General features: G+C 71.7%; 7 protein-coding genes. 4 read left to right on the top strand and 3 right to left on the bottom strand.

Annotated features, from left to right (window positions below):
* The first annotated feature begins 219 nt into the window (after positions 1 to 219).
* The 3 genes from ACFC79_RS18215 (at position 220) to ACFC79_RS18205 (ending at position 3,797) form a co-directional block, all read left to right on the top strand.
* A complete protein-coding gene (locus ACFC79_RS18215; RefSeq protein ID WP_376241215.1) occupies positions 220 to 804 on the top strand; it encodes a GNAT family N-acetyltransferase in 585 nt (194 codons plus the stop codon).
* Positions 805 to 1,063: 259 nt separating this feature from the next.
* Positions 1,064 to 1,741 (top strand): HdeD family acid-resistance protein, encoded by a 678-nt coding sequence (locus tag ACFC79_RS18210; RefSeq protein WP_376241213.1) that lies wholly within the window; start codon positions 1,064 to 1,066, stop codon positions 1,739 to 1,741.
* Between the two features lie 217 nt (positions 1,742 to 1,958).
* On the top strand, positions 1,959 to 3,797 hold the full coding sequence (locus ACFC79_RS18205) for a glycoside hydrolase family 15 protein (RefSeq protein ID WP_376241211.1): 1,839 nt from the start codon (positions 1,959 to 1,961) through the stop codon (positions 3,795 to 3,797).
* Between the two features lie 291 nt (positions 3,798 to 4,088).
* Here the strand turns inward: ACFC79_RS18205 and ACFC79_RS18200 are convergent, their stop codons facing one another.
* The 3 genes from ACFC79_RS18200 to ACFC79_RS18190 are packed head-to-tail and all read right to left on the bottom strand — an operon-like array spanning position 4,089 to position 9,227.
* Positions 4,089 to 6,848: an alkaline phosphatase family protein gene (locus tag ACFC79_RS18200; RefSeq protein ID WP_376241209.1), complete on the bottom strand. Its 2,760-nt coding sequence runs from the start codon at positions 6,846 to 6,848 to the stop codon at positions 4,089 to 4,091.
* A gap of 4 nt (positions 6,849 to 6,852) precedes the next feature.
* Positions 6,853 to 8,289: an ABC transporter permease gene (locus ACFC79_RS18195; protein WP_376241207.1), complete on the bottom strand. Its 1,437-nt coding sequence runs from the start codon at positions 8,287 to 8,289 to the stop codon at positions 6,853 to 6,855.
* Positions 8,286 to 9,227 carry an ABC transporter ATP-binding protein gene (locus ACFC79_RS18190; protein ID WP_376241205.1) on the bottom strand — a complete coding sequence of 314 codons (942 nt, stop codon included), beginning with the start codon at positions 9,225 to 9,227 and terminating at the stop codon, positions 8,286 to 8,288. The genes ACFC79_RS18195 and ACFC79_RS18190 overlap by 4 nt, the downstream gene beginning before the upstream one ends.
* Before the next feature lie 965 nt (positions 9,228 to 10,192).
* On the opposite strand from ACFC79_RS18190, the gene ACFC79_RS18185 reads away from it, so the two are divergent.
* Positions 10,193 to 17,068, top strand: a complete 6,876-nt coding sequence (locus tag ACFC79_RS18185) for an SDR family oxidoreductase (protein WP_376241203.1) — start codon at positions 10,193 to 10,195, stop codon at positions 17,066 to 17,068.
* Positions 17,069 to 17,136 lie beyond the last annotated feature (68 nt).

Raw genomic sequence — 17,136 nt, 5'->3', positions numbered from 1 at the left:
ATCGGCGATGCCCGATGGCCCGCGCCCCGTCCTCCCGTGCTTCTTGGCGGTGACGGCGGGAGCGGTCCGGGTGATCGTCATGCGTGAGTTTGCTCCCAGCGCCCGGTCCTCCGTTCGGAGGCGACCCCGAGGCCGCCGGCATGACACGGGATCCGGCCGGAGCCCGGTCGCCCCGCGAGGCAGCCGGCCCGATCCGCGCGAGCCCGGACAATGGGCTTCATGAACGCATTGCCCATGCTGTCCGCCACTGAGATCAGCACTGATCGTCTCCGGCTGCGAAGAGCGCAGGACGCCGACATCGACGGCCTCATCGAGCTCCAGACCGATCCACAGGTCCGCGCGCACCTCGGCGGCCCGCGGCCCCGCAGCGCCGTCGAACAGTACTTCGGCGCGAACGGCATCAGCGCCGTCGCAGGCAAGCCCGGTACCTACGTCATCGCCGACAAGGACACCGACCGGTTCATCGGGACGCTCGTACTCGACCGCCGATCCGCCGACCTTCCCGGACACGTCACCGAGGAAGGCGGGGAACTGGAGCTGAGCTACCTGCTCCGGCGCGGAAGCTGGGGTGCGGGGCTGGCAGCCGAGGCGGCCACGGCCGTGCTGTGCGCCGCCGCCGACGAACTGCCCGACCAACCGGTCCTGGTGGTGACCCAGACGGCCAACGAGCGTTCCCTGAAGCTCGCCACCCGCCTCGGCTTCCGGCACGTCGGCACCTTCGAGGCGTACGAGGCGGAGCAGACCCTTGCCGTAGCCCGACTGCACTCCTTCAGGACCCGGTCCGCCCCGTCCGGCCCGCGCTGAGTACGGGCGGCCATGACGTCCTCGGCGCGCGGCGGGGTCGTCCTCGGCGACGCGCCGGGCGACGCGCCGAGGACGCGGCGGGCGTGCCACTGCGAGGAGCGGCCGGGGCGGGCCGGCCCGGTGCGCGGAACTTCCCGGGCCGCGAACGGGGCGAGCGCCTCGCCGCTTCCCCCGTACGGGCGGCGGTCCGTGTCTCCGCCGTCAGCCGGGTGGACCGGCAGGGGTGGCGTGGCGCCCGTGCCCGGTACAAGCATGGATCATGACCGACGTACCGAGCGGCTCCCCCCGGGGACCGGAACACGAGGACCGCCACGCCCACGCCACGGGAGACGTGCACGCGCCGAAAGCGCACCCGGGTTACCAGGAGCCACCCTTCGAGGGGCTCCTGCACCACCTTGCCCGCACCGCCTGGCAGGTCGTCCTGATCACCGGCATCGCCTCCCTGATCCTCGGGATCGTGATCCTGGCCTGGCCGGGCCCGTCCCTGCTGGTCGCCGGGATCCTCTTCGGCATCTACCTCATTCTCAGCGGCGCGCTCCAGCTCGCGGCCGCCTTCGGCACGCACAAGGCGACCTCGCTGCGTGTCCTTGCCTTCATCAGCGGGGCCCTGTCGATCCTGCTGGGCCTGTTCTGCTTCCGGGGCCGGCTGGAGTCGGTCCTGCTGCTCGCGTTGTGGATCGGCATCGGCTGGCTGATCCGCGGGATCACCCATACGCTGGCCGCCATTCACGATCCCACCATGCCCGCGCGCGGCTGGCAGGCCGCTCTCGGTGTCGTCACCCTGATCGCGGGTATCGTGCTGATCACCTCGCCGTTCAACTCGATCGCCGTGCTCACCCTGGTCGCCGGCTGGTGGCTGGTCGTGGTCGGCATCGTCGAGTTCATCACGGCGCTCCGGCTCCACGGCCGTGCGCAGCGGATTCCGCGCACGGTGTGAACCGGGTGGGCCTCCGCCAACCTGAAGACGCAGGTCAGGAGGGTGTGTGACGGCCTTCCGGGGGAGGGTCACACCGCGGAGGCCCAGTGCGGTGCATCGGCCGCGGACCGTACAGGTGGCGCGGGAGGGCGGGTTCCGGTGGCGCGTTCGCTGCCCTCCGGGGCTCGGGGGTAGCCTGAAGCCAACTGCTCCCGCTCCCCAGCACCGGGGAGGTCACATGATCACCGGTGACAGCCTCCGCCCCTGCAGGGCCGACGCGCCACGCTACATGCCCATAGCCGAGCACGGACTCATCGGTGACCTTCGTACCGCCGCACTCGTCGGTACGAACGGCACCATCGACTGGTACTGCTGCTCGCGCTTCGACGCGCCCAGTGTCTTCGCGTCGATCCTGGACGCCGACCGTGGTGGGTCCTTCGAGCTCGCGCCGGACGTCCCCGCCCGGACGAAGCAGTTCTACTTTCCCGACACCAACATCTTGATCACGCGGTTCTTCGCGGACAACGGCGTCGGCGAGGTCCAGGACTTCATGCCGGTCGTCGACGATTCGCGCGAGGCCGACCGCCACCGTCTGATCAGGCGGGTTCTCTGCGTGCGCGGGTCGATGCCGTTCGCCGTACGGGTGGCCCCCCGGTTCGACTACGGTCGGTCCACGCACACAGTGAGTACGCAACAGGGCCATACCGTGTTCGACTCCCCGGATCTCACCCTGGCGCTGACGTCCAGCGTTGCGGTCGAGATCGACGGTCGGGACGCCGTTTCCTCCTTCACACTGAACGAGGGCGAGACCGCGGTCTTCGCGCTCGACAGGATAGGCGGGAGGGTCGAGCCGCGGTCCTGTGCCGTGCTGGAGGCGGAGGAACTGTTCGGTGCCACGGCGCGGTACTGGCGTACGTGGCTTTCGCACTCCCGATACCGCGGGCGCTGGCGGGAGATGGTGCACCGCTCCGCGCTCACCCTCAAGCTCCTCACCTACGCACCGACCGGCGCCATCGTGGCCGCCCCTACGACCAGCCTGCCCGAGCAGATCGGCGGCGAGCGCAACTGGGACTACCGATACGTGTGGGTGAGGGACGCCGCGTTCTGCATCTACGCGCTGCTCAGGCTGGGGTTCACCGACGAGGCCGAGGCCTTCGTGCGCTTTCTGTCCGGAAACATCTGCTTCGAGAATTGCTGTTCCAGCGGCCCGTTGCAGATCATGTACGGCATCGACGGCCGCAGCGAACTGCCCGAGCAGGAGCTTTCTCACCTGGAGGGCCACCTGGGATCGGCTCCTGTCCGGATCGGCAACAACGCCGTCAAGCAGCTCCAACTGGACATCTACGGGGCCCTCATCGACTCGCTCTACCTCTACGACAAGTGGGGAACACCGCTTTCCAGTGAGCACTGGGACTCCGTCGGAACCCTTGTCGACTGGGTCTGCGACAACTGGGACCAGCCGGACGAGGGAATCTGGGAGACCCGTGGCAAGATCCAGAACTTCCTGTACTCGCAGCTGATGTGCTGGGTCGCGATCGAACGGGCGATGCGCATCGCGACCCGCCGGGGCCTGCCCGCGGACATGTCCCGTTGGGCCCACGCCCGCGACGCGATCTACCGGCGCATCATGCAGCGCGGATGGTCCACCGAGCGGAAGGCATTCGTCCAGCACGAGGGCGAAGACGTCCTCGACGCCGCCGTCCTCATGATGCCGTTGGCCAAGTTCATCTCCCCGACCGACCCGAAATGGCTCTCCACGCTGGACGTCCTCGGCGAGGGGCTGGTGTCCGACTCCCTGGTCTACCGCTACGACCCACGCAGCAGTCCCGACGGGGTGCGAGGTGAGGAGGGGACGTTCTCGATCTGCTCGTTCTGGTACGTGGAGGCGCTCGCACGAGCCGGCCGCGTCGACGAGGCCCGGCTCGCCTTCGAGAAGATGCTCACCTATGCCAACCACCTCGGGCTGTATGCGGAGGAGATCGGCCGTACCGGCGAACAAATCGGCAATTTTCCCCAGGCATTTACCCACCTGGCACTCATCAGTGCCGCGTTCAACCTCGACAGGACGCTGGGCTGAGTCCGGCCGTATGCGGGTCTTCTCACCCCGCCACCAGGACCGGCCCGCTCGGGCGGACCTCTCGGGTTCGGTGGGGAACGCGATGCCTCGGACCACGGCACGCACCGCTCGGCAGTCGGCGACCGGGGCCGGTGGCCACCCCGACCGCATGGGTACGGGCCGCGGACGGCACGGTCCTGATCGGGGACGGCGCGGGTGCCGGACGGCCCGTCACCCGACGCAACGGCCCCGCCCCGGCCCCGACGGGACCGGGGCGGGGCCGTTGCGACCGTCCGGGTATGACCAGCGGGGTCAGCCGTCGGACTCCGCCGCCGGGATATAGGCGCCCGGCACCTCCTGCGGCGCGACGATCCGGTCCTCGCCGGGGTACGGCTTCTTCCACTCGTGCGACTGGTACCACGTGAAGTGGTTCATCTGCGCGGGGTTCGCGGCGTCGGGCCGGACGCCGGGCCCGGTCAGCCGCTGACCCGACTTCCAGGCGTCCCACGTCGCCGCGACCGCCCGCATCTGCGCCGGAACCTTCGCGGACGGCACGGCCGCCGCACGCGGGTTCTGCGGCGCCGGGGTGTCCACGCCGCACGAGGGCGGGGTCTTCAGCCCGTCCGTGAGCGGGGTCCGGTTGGGCAGCGCCGTGAACGGGGTGAGGTCGGCCTTCTGCGTGAACGCGGTGCGCATCGGGGTGGCCGCGCTGTCCTTCTGGTTCATCGGGCGGATTCCGAGGATCTGCTCGATGGTCCGGATCACCGTGATCTGGGAGTAGTAACGGCTGTCGACGACGCCGTGCCGGGCCCAGGGACTGATGATCTGGATCGACGCACGGTGGCCGTCGACGTGGTCGAGGCCGGCCTGGGAGTCGTCCTCGAGGATGAAGATCGCCGAGTCCTTCCAGTACTTGCTGTGCGAGATCTCGTCCACGATCCTGCCGGTGGCGAGGTCGTTGTCCGCGACCTGGGCCGGGGCGTTCGCCGGCCCGCCGGTGTGGTCGCTGGAGAGCCAGAACATGTTCAGGTTCGCCGGCCCGTTCCTCTCGAAGTCACGCTTCCAGATCTGGTGCCGGTAGACGTCCGGGACGCTGGTGTCGAACATCGGGTAGCCGGGCACCGACACGTCGTTGAGCGACGGGATCGGCGAGGACGAGTGGAGCGGGTAGGCGGTGTCCTGACCGGTCGCCGCCATGTTCCTGGCATCGCAGTACAGGTTCTGCCAGGTCGCGTCCGCCGGCTTGGTCAGGAAGCTCTGGAACTCGCCGAAATTCCGCACGGACTTGCCGGCCGCCTGCGCGCCGGTCCACAGGAAGCCGGTCCGCTGGTGCCCGAGGGCGTCGTCCTCCGTGTCGTAACTCCGCTTGTACTCACCGGCCGAAGACTCCGTGTACTCCGGATTGTCCGCCTGCATCAGCCAGTTGTGGCCCTCGGCGGAGTTCGTGCCGATGTCGTACGTGTTGTCGTACAGCCCGAACTGCCGGGCCATCGCGTGCTGGTTCGGCGTGACGTTCTCACCGAACTCCGCCAGTGCCGGATCGCCGTTGCCCTGCGGCATGTCGCCGAAGACCTGGTCGTAGGTCCGGTTCTCCTTGACGATCAGGAAGACATGCTTGATCGTCGAGGGGTCGCCGATCCGCGCCGGGACCGGTACGGCCTTCGTCTTGCCGCCGCCCTTGCCCCGGGTCAGTTCGACCGAGCCGTTGCTCCAGCCGTTCTGCCGGAAAACCTTCTTGGTCTCGGACCTGATGACGCGGTCGGAGGGCAGCGTGAACCGTTGCAGGCTCGACGTCGTGTCGTGGGTGCCGTGCCCGGCGGGGTTGTTGGGGCGGCGGGCGTCGATGCCGCGGGTGTTGGAGACCACGATCTGCTTGCCGACCGCGGCGATCTCCGCCGGGAAGTAGTCCGTCGGGAGCAGGCCGACGTAGCCGACCGGCTCCTGTGGGGAGGTGTAGCGGTAGACGGCGATCGCGTTGGCGCGGCCCAGCGCCACCAGCAGGCGACCGTCGTCGGTGAGCGTCACCGCGTCGGGCTCGTAGCCCACCGACGCCTCCGGCCACGGCTGCGTGGCGATGGTCTGCACGACCTTGTTCTTGCGGAGGTCGACGACCGACACGTCGTTGGTGGCGGTGTTGGTGACGAACAGGGCCCCGTTCTTGGCGTACAGGGCGGTCGGGTGCAGACCGACGCGGATGCTCCCGACGCCTGCCTCCGGGTTCGCCAGGTCGATGACGCTCACCGTGCCGCTCGTGGTGGCCGCGGTCACCGGATCGGCCGGGACCTGGGTGTTGTACGAGTTGAGCGTGGTGTCGCCGGGTTTCGCCGGGCGCCCGCCCTCGTTGCTCACATAGAGCTTGGAACCGATCATGAGCATGTCACGCGGAGCGTTGCCGACGGCCCAGCTGCTCCGGATCGCACCGGAGGCCGCGTCGATGGCGACCACCCGGTTCTGGCCGTTGACCGCGGAGTACACGGTGGACCCGTCGGACGAGAACACGGCCCCGCCCACGAGCGCATGCCTCGGCCCGTCCGCCGGGATCTTGACGACGACAGGGGCGGCGACGCTGCCGTCCGCGCGCACGGTGAACCTGGTGTAGCCGTCGATCCGGCCCAGCCAGAGCTGCGAACCGTCGGGCGAGTACGTGGGGCCCTCCTGGCCCACGTCGTTGCCGCCGATGCGCGGCTGCGAGGACGCGGAGCTGCCGACGACCTGCTGAACCCTCCAGCTCTTCAGGTCCATGATGGCCAGCGCCGCGCCACCGTCGGCGACCGAGGCCGCGAGGTGGGTGCCGTCCGGGCTGACGGACGACGACATGATCTTGCCGTTGTTCACGACCATGCGCTCGCCGTACGGCGCGATGTACTGGTCGCTGGAGACGACCTGGCCCCGGGCGGTCGTCTGGCCGACCCGGTCGGTGCCGAACTGGTCGGTCTGGGCGAAGGCGAGGCCCGCGGCGGCGACGGCGGTCGCGGTGACGCCCGCCGTGATCAGCGGGGCCCGGCGGACGAGGCGTCCGACACGCGCTCCGGATCGGTCTCTCTCCGCACGCCTTCGGCGTGTGACCTGCATGGAGTCATCCCTTCGGGGTCGCGGGAAGCAGTTCGACATTGCCGTCGAACTGCCACAGGGGGTTCGGTGCGTCCCCGGTCGGGGTCCGCACCAGGAAGTAGCCGTTCACTTCCTTCGGTCCGTCGCCGTCGGCCACGAACCGCCCGTCTGTGGTGACGTCGAGCTGGTAGAGGGCCGTGCCCGCGGCCTCGACGCCGGGGAGGTGCCAGGACACGACGCAGCGCCAGTCGTTGCCCGACCCCTCCGGGTCGGCGGTGCTGCCGCCCTTGTCGCACGCCGCCGTGGCCTTGAGCTGCGCCTCGGTGACGTCGGGGCGGTTGAGCTGCCCGGTCTGCACGCGGTAGAGGTGGGCGAAGGCGGTGGCGACGGAGCGCTGCACCTTCTCCTGATCGATCCCGGAGCCCGTCGCCCCGGTCGCCGTCCGCACGGTCACGACCATCACCGCGAGCAGCGCGGCGAGCGGCAGGACCCCGACGGTCACGGCACGGCGTCCCGGGACGCCGTCGGTCGGGTTGGTGAAGTCGCGCCGCAGGAACAGCGCGTACGCCAGCGCCGTCGCGGCCGTGGCCCACACCAGGCCGACCACGACGCCGATCAGGAGCGGGCCGACCTGCGCCGGGCCGGTGAAGAGGCCGTTCCAGGAGATGAAGGCGTAGCCGGGCAGGGCGAGGCGTACGCCGACGGGGAGCGGCAGCATCTGCGCGAGCTGCATCGCCAGGGCGACCAGTGCGGGCAGCAGCAACCCCATCGGGGAGCGCCCCAGCGCGACGGACCCGAGGAGACCTGTCGCCGCGAGCGCCAGGGTCGGGGCGAGGACGCACAGCCAGGCCAGCAGGACCCGGCCGGCGGCGTCCCCCGGCGCCAGCAGGTGGCCGTCGAGGCCGATCAGCGGCCGGTGGCCGACCGCCACCAGCCCGCCGACCGTGCTGGAACCGGCCAGCCCGACCACCAGCAGCAGAATGACGACGAGACTGGCCAGCGCCTTCGCCGCGAAGATCCGCCGCGGCGACCGGACCGCCACCAGCAGGTGCCGCCAGGTGCCGAGCCGGTCCTCGGCGGCGAACACGTCACCGGCGACCACCGAGGTCAGCAGCGGGAGCGCCCAGATGCCCGCGAAGCCGAGCACCACCAGGGGGCCGGCCCATCCCGTGGCGAGCATCCAGCGGCCGAAGAGCGTGTCCGTGGGCAGTGTGCTCTGCTGGCTCACCGCGGCGACGAAGAGCCCCGGCGCGATCCAGCAGGCGAGGAGCAGCAGCCGGGTCCGCCACTGCGAGACGACCTTGACCAGCTCGAAGTGGCAGACGCGGAGCAGTGGGACGGGACGGTCCTGCGTGATCCGGTCGCCCGCGACGGCCGGGGGCGCGGCCGGGTCGGGGATCCCCGGCGGGGGCGTGGCCGATGCCGAGGACGAGGGCGACGGCGAGGACGCGGGCGTGGTCATCGGCCGGCCTCCTGCGGCTCGGTGAGGGCGAGGAACGCGGCCTCGAGCGGCGACACCACCGGGGCGAGTTCGCGCAGGGCGATGCCCGCTCGCACGAGCCGGTCCACCAGTACGTCGAGAGCAGGCACCAGGGTGTGCACGACGAGTGCCCGGGCGTCGGGCCGGGGGCCGGTGTCGTCGACGACACGGATGCCGGCCGTTTCGGCGGCCAGCCGGCGAGCCGCCTCCGGATCGGACGTCAGCATCCGGTAGTCGAGCGCGCGTCCACGGTCGGCCAACTCGCCGAGCGGGCCGGAGAAGACGACGTGTCCGGTGGTGATGATGGTGACTTCGGAACACAGTGCCTCGAGGTCGTCCATGCGGTGGCTCGAGAGCACAATGCTGTTGCCCTGCTCCGCGAGCCGGTTCAGCACACCGTGCACGTGTTGTTTGCCGGCCGGGTCGAGGCCGTTGGACGGCTCGTCGAGCACGAGCAGCCGGGGCCGGCTGAGCAACGCGGCGGCCAGTCCGAGCCGTTGGCGCATCCCGAGGGAGAAGCCGCGGGTCCGGTCGTCGGCGACGTCGGTCAGTCCGACCTCTTCGAGCGCCTCGTCGATCGCAGCCGTCCGCGCGCCATGGCCGCGCAGCGCGGCCAGCGCGGCGAGATTCTGCCGGGCGGTGAGCGAGGGGTAGAGGCCGGGCCCGTCCACGAATCCGGCGACGCCACCGGGGGTGGCGAGGGCCCGCTCGACCGGTGTGCCCAGGATCTCCAGACGGCCGCTGTCGGCCACGGCCAGGCCCAGCAGTAGCCCGAGCAGGGTCGTCTTGCCCGCGCCGTTCGGCCCGGCCAGCCCGTGGATCCGCCCCTGCGGCACGTCCAGGTCGATGTGATCGAGTGCGACGACGTCACCGAACGACTTGGTGATTCCGCGAGCTCGGATTGCGGGGAGTCTGTCCATGGGTCCTTCCTTCGAAGCCTTCAAGGACCCTAGGAGCGGCGCACCGCCCGGTCGTGAACCACGAGTTGAACGCTCACGGAACAGAAACCGACCGGCATCCGGCGCCTTGCCCAACCCCAACCCGGAAGCCCTTGGGCCGCGTCCGAGCGGGAATGGCGAAATCGGAGGCATGGTGACGGTCCATCACCTCGTTGATCGAGGTACTCGACCGCTCGGCCCCTGGCAGGCGGCCGGGAGAGAGGGGAGGGCCGGGGCGCATATCCGGCAGGCGTTCTGGTACTGCCGCTCGAGCTTGCGGACGGCATGGGTGCCGCTTTGCGAGGGATTTCCGTAGGCGTATTCTCCGCGAGTCTGCCATTTGGGGGATTTCGAGTGGACAGGAGCAGCTTGGCATTCTGATGTCGATTCGCGGCGCATGGCATCATGCACGGTCTCGGCGATCTGATGAGGTGTCCGTCGCCAACGTGTGCCCGGCCGCGGCGACGCGCTCGCGGTCATCGGGGGCACCGGCCGTGGCTGCGCGGCGTCGACCGGTCCCGCGGGCCCCATCGCCCGGCCCGTGGTGTCACCGTCAACTGCCCTTGAGCACACGTGTGAAGCCCGTGCCCGGTCCACCGTGCACCCCAATCAGCCAATCCCCAACCGGCGGCACAGTAAAGGAAGTTGCAACATCCCTGGTGAGCGATGCCTGGTCGGAAAAGAATTCAGCCGTTCTTCTCCCGCCTCGGCCTCCACTCGCGACCGGCGGGTCGATAAAGCGGCTGTCGATCGTTCACCAGAACCTTGACCGGTGAGTAACCAGGCCACTACCTTTCACTCCACTTCGAACAACTCTTCATATCGGCGTTCCGCGGTGGGCTTTTCCCTGCAGGAAGCCGGTGAGCTCTCGTCTGTACAGAACCCCCCACCGTGCAGTCTCGCCCTTGATTCGGAGAACGATGAACTCCGTTTTGCGTTCCGAAGACATGATTATCGGCATCACCCCGTTAGGTGAGCCCGATGCCGGGCTCACCCTGGCCGTCTGCCGGGCCGGCGGTCTGGGCGTGCTCGACCTCGGGCCCGGCGACCGGAGGGCCCGCGAGGCCCTCGCTCATGTGCGGCGCACGGCTTCGGGCGGATTCGGCGTCCGGGTCGACGCGCGTTGCCGGCTCGCCCCGGCCGACCTGGCTCCGGACGGCCCGCACACCGTGGTGCTCACGGCCGCAGCGGCGGCCGGGGAAGCAGGTGCGGCCTGGACGATCGCCGCGCTCGCGGCACGCTTTCGCGTGCTCGTCGAGGTCACCGGCCCGCAGGACGCACGGGACGCGATACGCGCCGGGGCGCACGGTCTGATCGCTCGCGGCACCGAGTGCGGCGGCCGGATCGGCGAGTTGAGCACCTTCGTCCTGCTCCAGCGGCTCCTCGCCGCGCCCGAGGTGACCCGGCCCGTGTGGGCGTGCGGCGGCATCGGCCCGCGAACGGCCGCCGCCGCGATGGCCGGCGGAGCGGCCGGCGTCGTCCTCGACGGCCAACTCGCGCTGCTCGCCGAGTCGGCACTGCCCGAACCGGTCGCCGCCGCGCTGCGCACCATCGACGGCTCGGAGACCGTCGTCCGGGCCGGTCACCGTGTCCTGCTGCGGCGAGGCCCGGACGCCCCGGGCCTCGCGGAGGACGCCGGGCCGCAGGACGTGGCGGCGCTTCTCGGCGGGCGGGACCCGCGTACCCAACTGCTCCCGGTGGGCCAGGACGGCTTCCTCGCCTCCCGGTTCGCCGAGCGGTGGGGCGATGTCCGTCGGACGCTACGCGCGTTGCGGGAAACCATGCTGGTCGCAGTCCGGGACGACACGGCAGCACGGGCACTGCGGCCCGGATCGCCGATGAGCCGGGCGCTCGGCACCCGGATTCCCGTCGCGCAGGGCCCGATGACAAGGGTGAGCGACGGACCCGCCTTCGCCGCGGCGGTGGCATCGGACGGCGCACTGCCCTTCCTCGCCCTGGCGCTGGCGGACGGCGAGCGGACGCGGACCATGCTGACCGAGGCACGGGACGCGGTGGACGGCCGGCCCTGGGGCGTCGGGGTCCTCGGCTTCGCGCCGGAGGACGTGCGTGCCGCCCAGCTGGAGGCGGTACGGGACGTGCGGCCGACCCATGCGATCATCGCCGGCGGGCGGCCCTCACAGGCGCAGGCCCTGGAGCAGGACGGCATCCGGACGTTTCTGCACGTGCCCTCACCGGGGTTGTTGCGGCAGTTCCTCCAAGCCGGGGCACGCCGGTTCGTGTTCGAGGGCTCGGAGTGCGGCGGGCATGTCGGGCCGCGCGGCAGTTTCGCGCTCTGGGAGGCCCAACTGGCCGTCCTGGAGGATTTCCTGGAGAGCCACGAGGCCGACGACCTCGAGGTGTTCTTCGCGGGCGGAGTGCACGACGAGCGGTCGGCGGCGATGGTCGCCGCTCTGGCCGCGCCGCTGACCGCGCGCGGCGCGGCCGTCGGTGTGTTGATGGGGACCGCGTATCTGTTCACCGAGGAGGCCGTGGACCGCGGGGCGATTCGGCCGCTCTTCCAGCAGCAGGTTCTGGATGCCGAGCGCACCACGCTGCTGGAGTCGGCACCGGGGCACGCGACGCGGTGCGTGCCGAGCCCGTACACCGCCGGCCACCGCGACCAGGAGGCCCGGTTGCGCGCCGAGGGCGTGCCGGACCGGCGGATCTGGGAGGAACTGGAGAGGCTCAACGTCGGCCGACTGCGCATCGCCAGCAAGGGCGTCGGCCGATCCGCCGACGGCTGCCTCACCCCGGTCGACGAGCGGCGCCAGCTCGCCGAGGGGATGTTCATGGCCGGCGAGGTGGCCGTGTTGCGCTCGGCGACCACGACCGTCGCGGCACTGCACGAGTCGGTGACCACCGGCGCCGCCGAGCATCTCACCCGGCGGACGAGGCAGGCGGCCCCGACGAGCGAGGCACGGGAGCCGGTCGCGCCCGCTCCGCTCGACGTCGCCGTCGTCGGCATGGCCTGCATGTTCCCGCAGGCGCCCGACCTGCCTGCTTTCTGGGCGAACGTGGTCGCCGGAGTGGACGCGGTGAGCGAGGTCCCGCCCGAGCGCTGGGACCCGGCCGTCCATCATGGTGAGTCCACCCCGTCCAAATGGGGCGGCTTCCTGCCCCGTATCCCCTTCGACCCGCTGCGCTACGGCATTCCCCCGACCTCTCTCGGCAGCACCGAACCGGTGCAGCTGCTGTCCCTGGAGGCCGCCCGGCGCGCTCTGGAGGACGCCGGATACGGCAGCGGGGGACGGGAGTTCGACCGTGCCCGCACTTCCGTGGTGTTCGGCGCCGAGGCGGGCAGCGACCTGTCGAACGCGGCCACGCTGCGGGCGGTGATGCCCTCGTACTTCGGCCGCGTCCCCGCGAGTCTGGACGACCAGCTCCCGAGACTCACCGAGGACTCCTTCCCCGGCATGCTCGCCAACGTCATCTCGGGCAGGATTGCCAACCGGCTCGATCTCGGCGGTGCCAACTACACCGTCGACGCCGCCTGCGCCTCGTCCCTGGCCGCAGTGGACGTCGCCTGCAAGGAACTGGCCGGCGGCACCTCCGACGTGGTGTTGTGCGGCGGCGCCGACCTGCACAACGGCATCAACGACTATGTCCTGTTCTCCTCCGTGCACGCCCTGTCTCCCACCGGCCGCTCACGCGCCTTCGACGAATCGGCGGACGGCATCGCGCTCGGCGAGGGCATCGCCTGCGTCGTCCTCAAGCGGCTCGCTGACGCCGAGCGGGACGGCGACCGGATCTACGGCGTCATCAAGGGCCTGGGCGCCTCCAGCGACGGCCGTTCGCTCGGCCTGACCGCGCCCGGGCCCGAGGGCCAGCGCTCGGCCCTGGAGCGCGCCTATCGCAACGCCGGCGTCTCACCGGCCGACGTCGGTCTCGTCGAGGCGCACGGCACCGGGACCGTCGTCGGCGACCGCACCGAACTGCGCATCCTCAGCGAGGTGTTCACCGACGCCGGGGCACAGCCGGGCGGCTGCGCGCTCGGTTCGGTGAAGTCGCAGATCGGCCACACCAAGTGTGCTGCCGGTCTCGCCGGCATGATCAAGACGCTGCTGGCCCTGTACACCGGCGTCCGGCCGCCCACCCTGCACGTCGAGACTCCCAATCCGGCCTGGGCGGCGGACACCAGCCCCTTCGCCTTCCACACCGAGGCCAGGCCGTGGGCGGCGCCCGCGGAGGAACGAATCGCCGGAGTGAGCGCGTTCGGCTTCGGCGGGACCAACTTCCACGTGGTGCTGGCCGCTCACGCGGGTGGCGTACCGCCCGTGCGGGGTCTGGACGCCTGGCCGGCCGAACTCTTCGTGTTCCGCGGACGGGACGAGGCCGCGACCCGTCGGGCGATGGAGGAGCTCCTCGCAACCGCCCAGCCCCGGGACCGGTCGTGGCGGCTCCAGGACCTCGCGCTGAGCGCCGCCCGGCGGTCGGACGCGAGCGGGGACCCGGCCCGGGTCGCCATCGTGGCGACGGACGTGGACGACCTGGTCGAGAAGTTGCGGCAGGTCCTGGCCGACCCCGACGCACACGCCCCGGCTCGCGGCATCCACCGGGCCGGAACTGCTGATTCGGGCGACGCCAAGGTGGCATTTCTCTTCCCCGGCCAGGGAAGCCAGCGCACCGGCATGCTCGCCGACCTGTTCATCGCCTTTCCCGAGCTTCGCCGCTATCTGGAACTCGCCCGCACCCACGCCGACACCCTGTATCCGCCCGCGGCCTTCGACGACACCGAACGCGAGAGGCAACGGGTCGCGCTGACCGACACCCGCGTGGCACAGCCCGTCCTCGGCGTCGCTGGACTCGCCGCGCACGCCGTGCTCACCGCGGCCGGCGTGCAGCCGGACATGGCCGCCGGGCACAGCTACGGCGAGCTGGTGGCACTGTGCGCGGCCGGCTCACTGACCCCCGAGACGCTGCTGGAACTGAGCGCGGAGCGAGCGGCGGCGATCCTCCGGGCCGCGCAGTCCGCCCGGGGCGACGGGGGCGACGGGGGCGACCCCGGGACCATGGCCGCAGTCTCGGCCGGCGCCGAGGACGTGGCACAGGCGCTGAAGACGACGTCCGCGCCGGACAGCGTTGTCGTCGCCAACCGCAACTCGCCCGGGCAGACGGTGATCTCGGGACCGACGGACGCCGTCGACGAGGCCGTCCGGCTGCTGCGCGAGGCCGGCTACGGCGCCAAGCGCATCCCCGTCGCCTGCGCGTTCCACAGCCCGCTGGTCGCAGGCGCCTCCGACCGGTTCGCCGAGGCGCTCGCGGCCCGGCCGCTGCACGCGCCCGAATTCCCGGTGTGGTCCAACCGCACGGCCACCCCGTACACCGCTGACGGTGACGCGGTGCGGGCCGAACTCGCCGCACAGATCAGTGCCCCGGTCGCCTTCGTCGAGCAGATCGAGGCCATGTACGAAGCCGGGGCACGCGTCTTCGTCGAAGCCGGCCCCGGCACGGTTCTGACCCGGCTGGTCGGGCAGATCCTCGGCGATCGCCCGCACCACGCGGTCGCCTGCGAACCCCGGCCGGGCAGCGGCCTGCGCGGCTGGCTCGACGCGCTGGCCGAACTCGCCGTCGCGGGGCTGCCGGTGCGCGCCGGGTGGCTGCTGCGCGGCCGGGACGCGGTGGACGCGGCACATACCCCGGCGCCGAAGCCCCCCGGATGGACGGTCGACGGACAACTGGTCCGCACCGCCGACGGCGCCCTCCTCAGCGGTGCGCTCGCACCGGCCCGACGAGTCACGGAGACCCTGGAGACGACGGTGACGACGAACTCCCCGCACAGTGCCCCCTCCGACCAGGACACCCTCATCTCCGAATTCCTGCGCACCAGCCGGGAGATGATCGCCGCCCAACGGGACGTGCTGCTCACCTACCTCGGATCCGCTCCGGGCGCGCAGTCCGTCCCGCCCCAGGCGTCCCCGCAGGTGATCCGGGCCGTGCCCCAACTTCCCCCGGCGCAGCCGCCGATGAAGGAACCGGAGCCGGGCACGCCCGCCACCGCCGTGGAGCCGGCGGCCGTGGCGCCCGTCGCAGCGGCCGACATCCAGCGGGTCGTCCTGGAAATCATCAGCGAGCGCACCGGCTACCCCGTCGACATGATCGAGCCCGACCTCGACCTGGAGGCGGACCTCAGCATCGACTCCATCAAGCGGGCAGAGATCGCGGGTGAACTGGCCCGGCGCCTGGGTGCCGGGGCCGGATCCGACCTCGCCGCGCTGGACGACGACGCGCTGGAGGAGCTGGCGAAGGCGCGGACGGCCGCCGCGGTGACCGACTGGCTGACCGCGCGGACGGGCGGGCCGGCCGAGCGGCCCGCCGTCCCGGCGGCGGTGGAGCCCGGACCGGACGCGGTCGCCGCCGAAGCCCCCGGACGGCACCTCCTGCGCCCGGTCCTCCTCGACGAACCGGCCGACGCTCGCACCGACCCGTCGTCCGCTCTCGCGGGCACCCGCTGGATCCTGCTCGGCGACGCCCCCGAGGTCACCGCCCGACTGGCGTCCCACGGCGCCGAGGTCGGCACACGGGCCCGGGACCACGTCCTCACGGCGACCGACGGCCCGGTGGACGGCGTGCTGTGGTCGGGAGCCCTCGGGGGCGGCGACATACCCTTGCTGCCCGCCTCGTTCCCCGTGCTGAAGGCCGCCCTGGCACGCGCCCCGCGATGGCTGCTGGCCGTCCGGCCTGCCGACGGCGAGGCGCCCGACCCCCGGACCGCAGGGCTGCGAGGTCTGTTCCGGACGGTGGCGCACGAGTATCCGGAGACGGTGGCCCGGCTCGTCGAGGTCGCCGACGCCTCGCCGTCGGCGCTCGCGCACGCCGTGGTCGCCGAGGCCGTGGCGTCGGACCGGACGCCGGTCGTGCTGCGGACGGCGGCCGGGCGGCACGGGTTCGAGCTGGTGGCGGCGCCGCTCGGTGTGCTCGGCAGCACGGGCGCCGGACCGGCCGGTGCGGGTGCCTCGGAGGCCACGGCAATCGGACTGGACCAGGACTCGGTGGTGCTGCTGGCCGGAGGGGCGCGAGGCATCACCGCCCAGTTCGCCGCCGTGCTCGCCGGGGCCGCACACTGCCGCCTGGAACTGCTCGGCCGCACTCCCGCCCCGGACGGTCCGGAGGCCGAGGACACCGCGTCCGCGGACACCCCGGCCGCGCTGCGCGCCGCGCTCGCCGCCCGCGGCGGACTGAGGCCCGCCGAGATCAACCGCGCCGCCGAGCTGTTGCTCGCCCAGCGGGAGATCGCGGCCACCCTTGCCGAAATCACCGCCCTGGGCGGCCGGGCCCGCTACCGATCGGTCGACTTCCGCGAACCGGACGCGGTACTGCAGGCGGTGAAGGAGATCCATGCCGAGCACGGCCGGCTCGACGGCGTGGTGCACGCGGCCGGTGTGATCGAGGACCGGCTCATCGCAGAGAAGAGCACGGAGTCCTTCCGCCGCGTCTACGCCACGAAGGCCACCGGCGCCGACGCCCTGCTCACCGCATTGGAAGAACTGCCCGCACCGCCCGCGTTCACCGTGCTGTTCGGCTCGATATCGGCTGTCCTGGGCAATCGCGGCCAGGTGGACTACGCGGCCGCGAACGACGCGCTGGAGACCCTCGGCGCGGCATTCGCCGCCCGCACCGGACGGCGCGCGGTGACGGTGCACTGGGGCCCCTGGGCGCCCTCGGCCGATCACACCGGCATGATCGGGGCCGAGCTGGCCCGGGAGTACGCCCGGCGCGGGATCCGGCTGATCGATCCGGAGGAGGGGACCGCGGCGCTGCTGCGGGAGCTCGCCTGGGGCGAGGAGTCCGTCACCGCCGTCGTCTACACCGCCTCGGGCTGGTGACGGTCGTGGTGACACCATCCCGGCACGGTCCCGGCACCCAGGTCACGCCCGCACGGCAAGTGCCGGTG

The organism is Streptomyces sp. NPDC056061, assembly GCF_042266885.1.
Taxonomy (GTDB): domain Bacteria; phylum Actinomycetota; class Actinomycetes; order Streptomycetales; family Streptomycetaceae; genus Streptomyces.
Note: the sequence above shows the minus strand (reverse complement) of the source record. Positions and strands in the feature narration are given on the sequence as shown.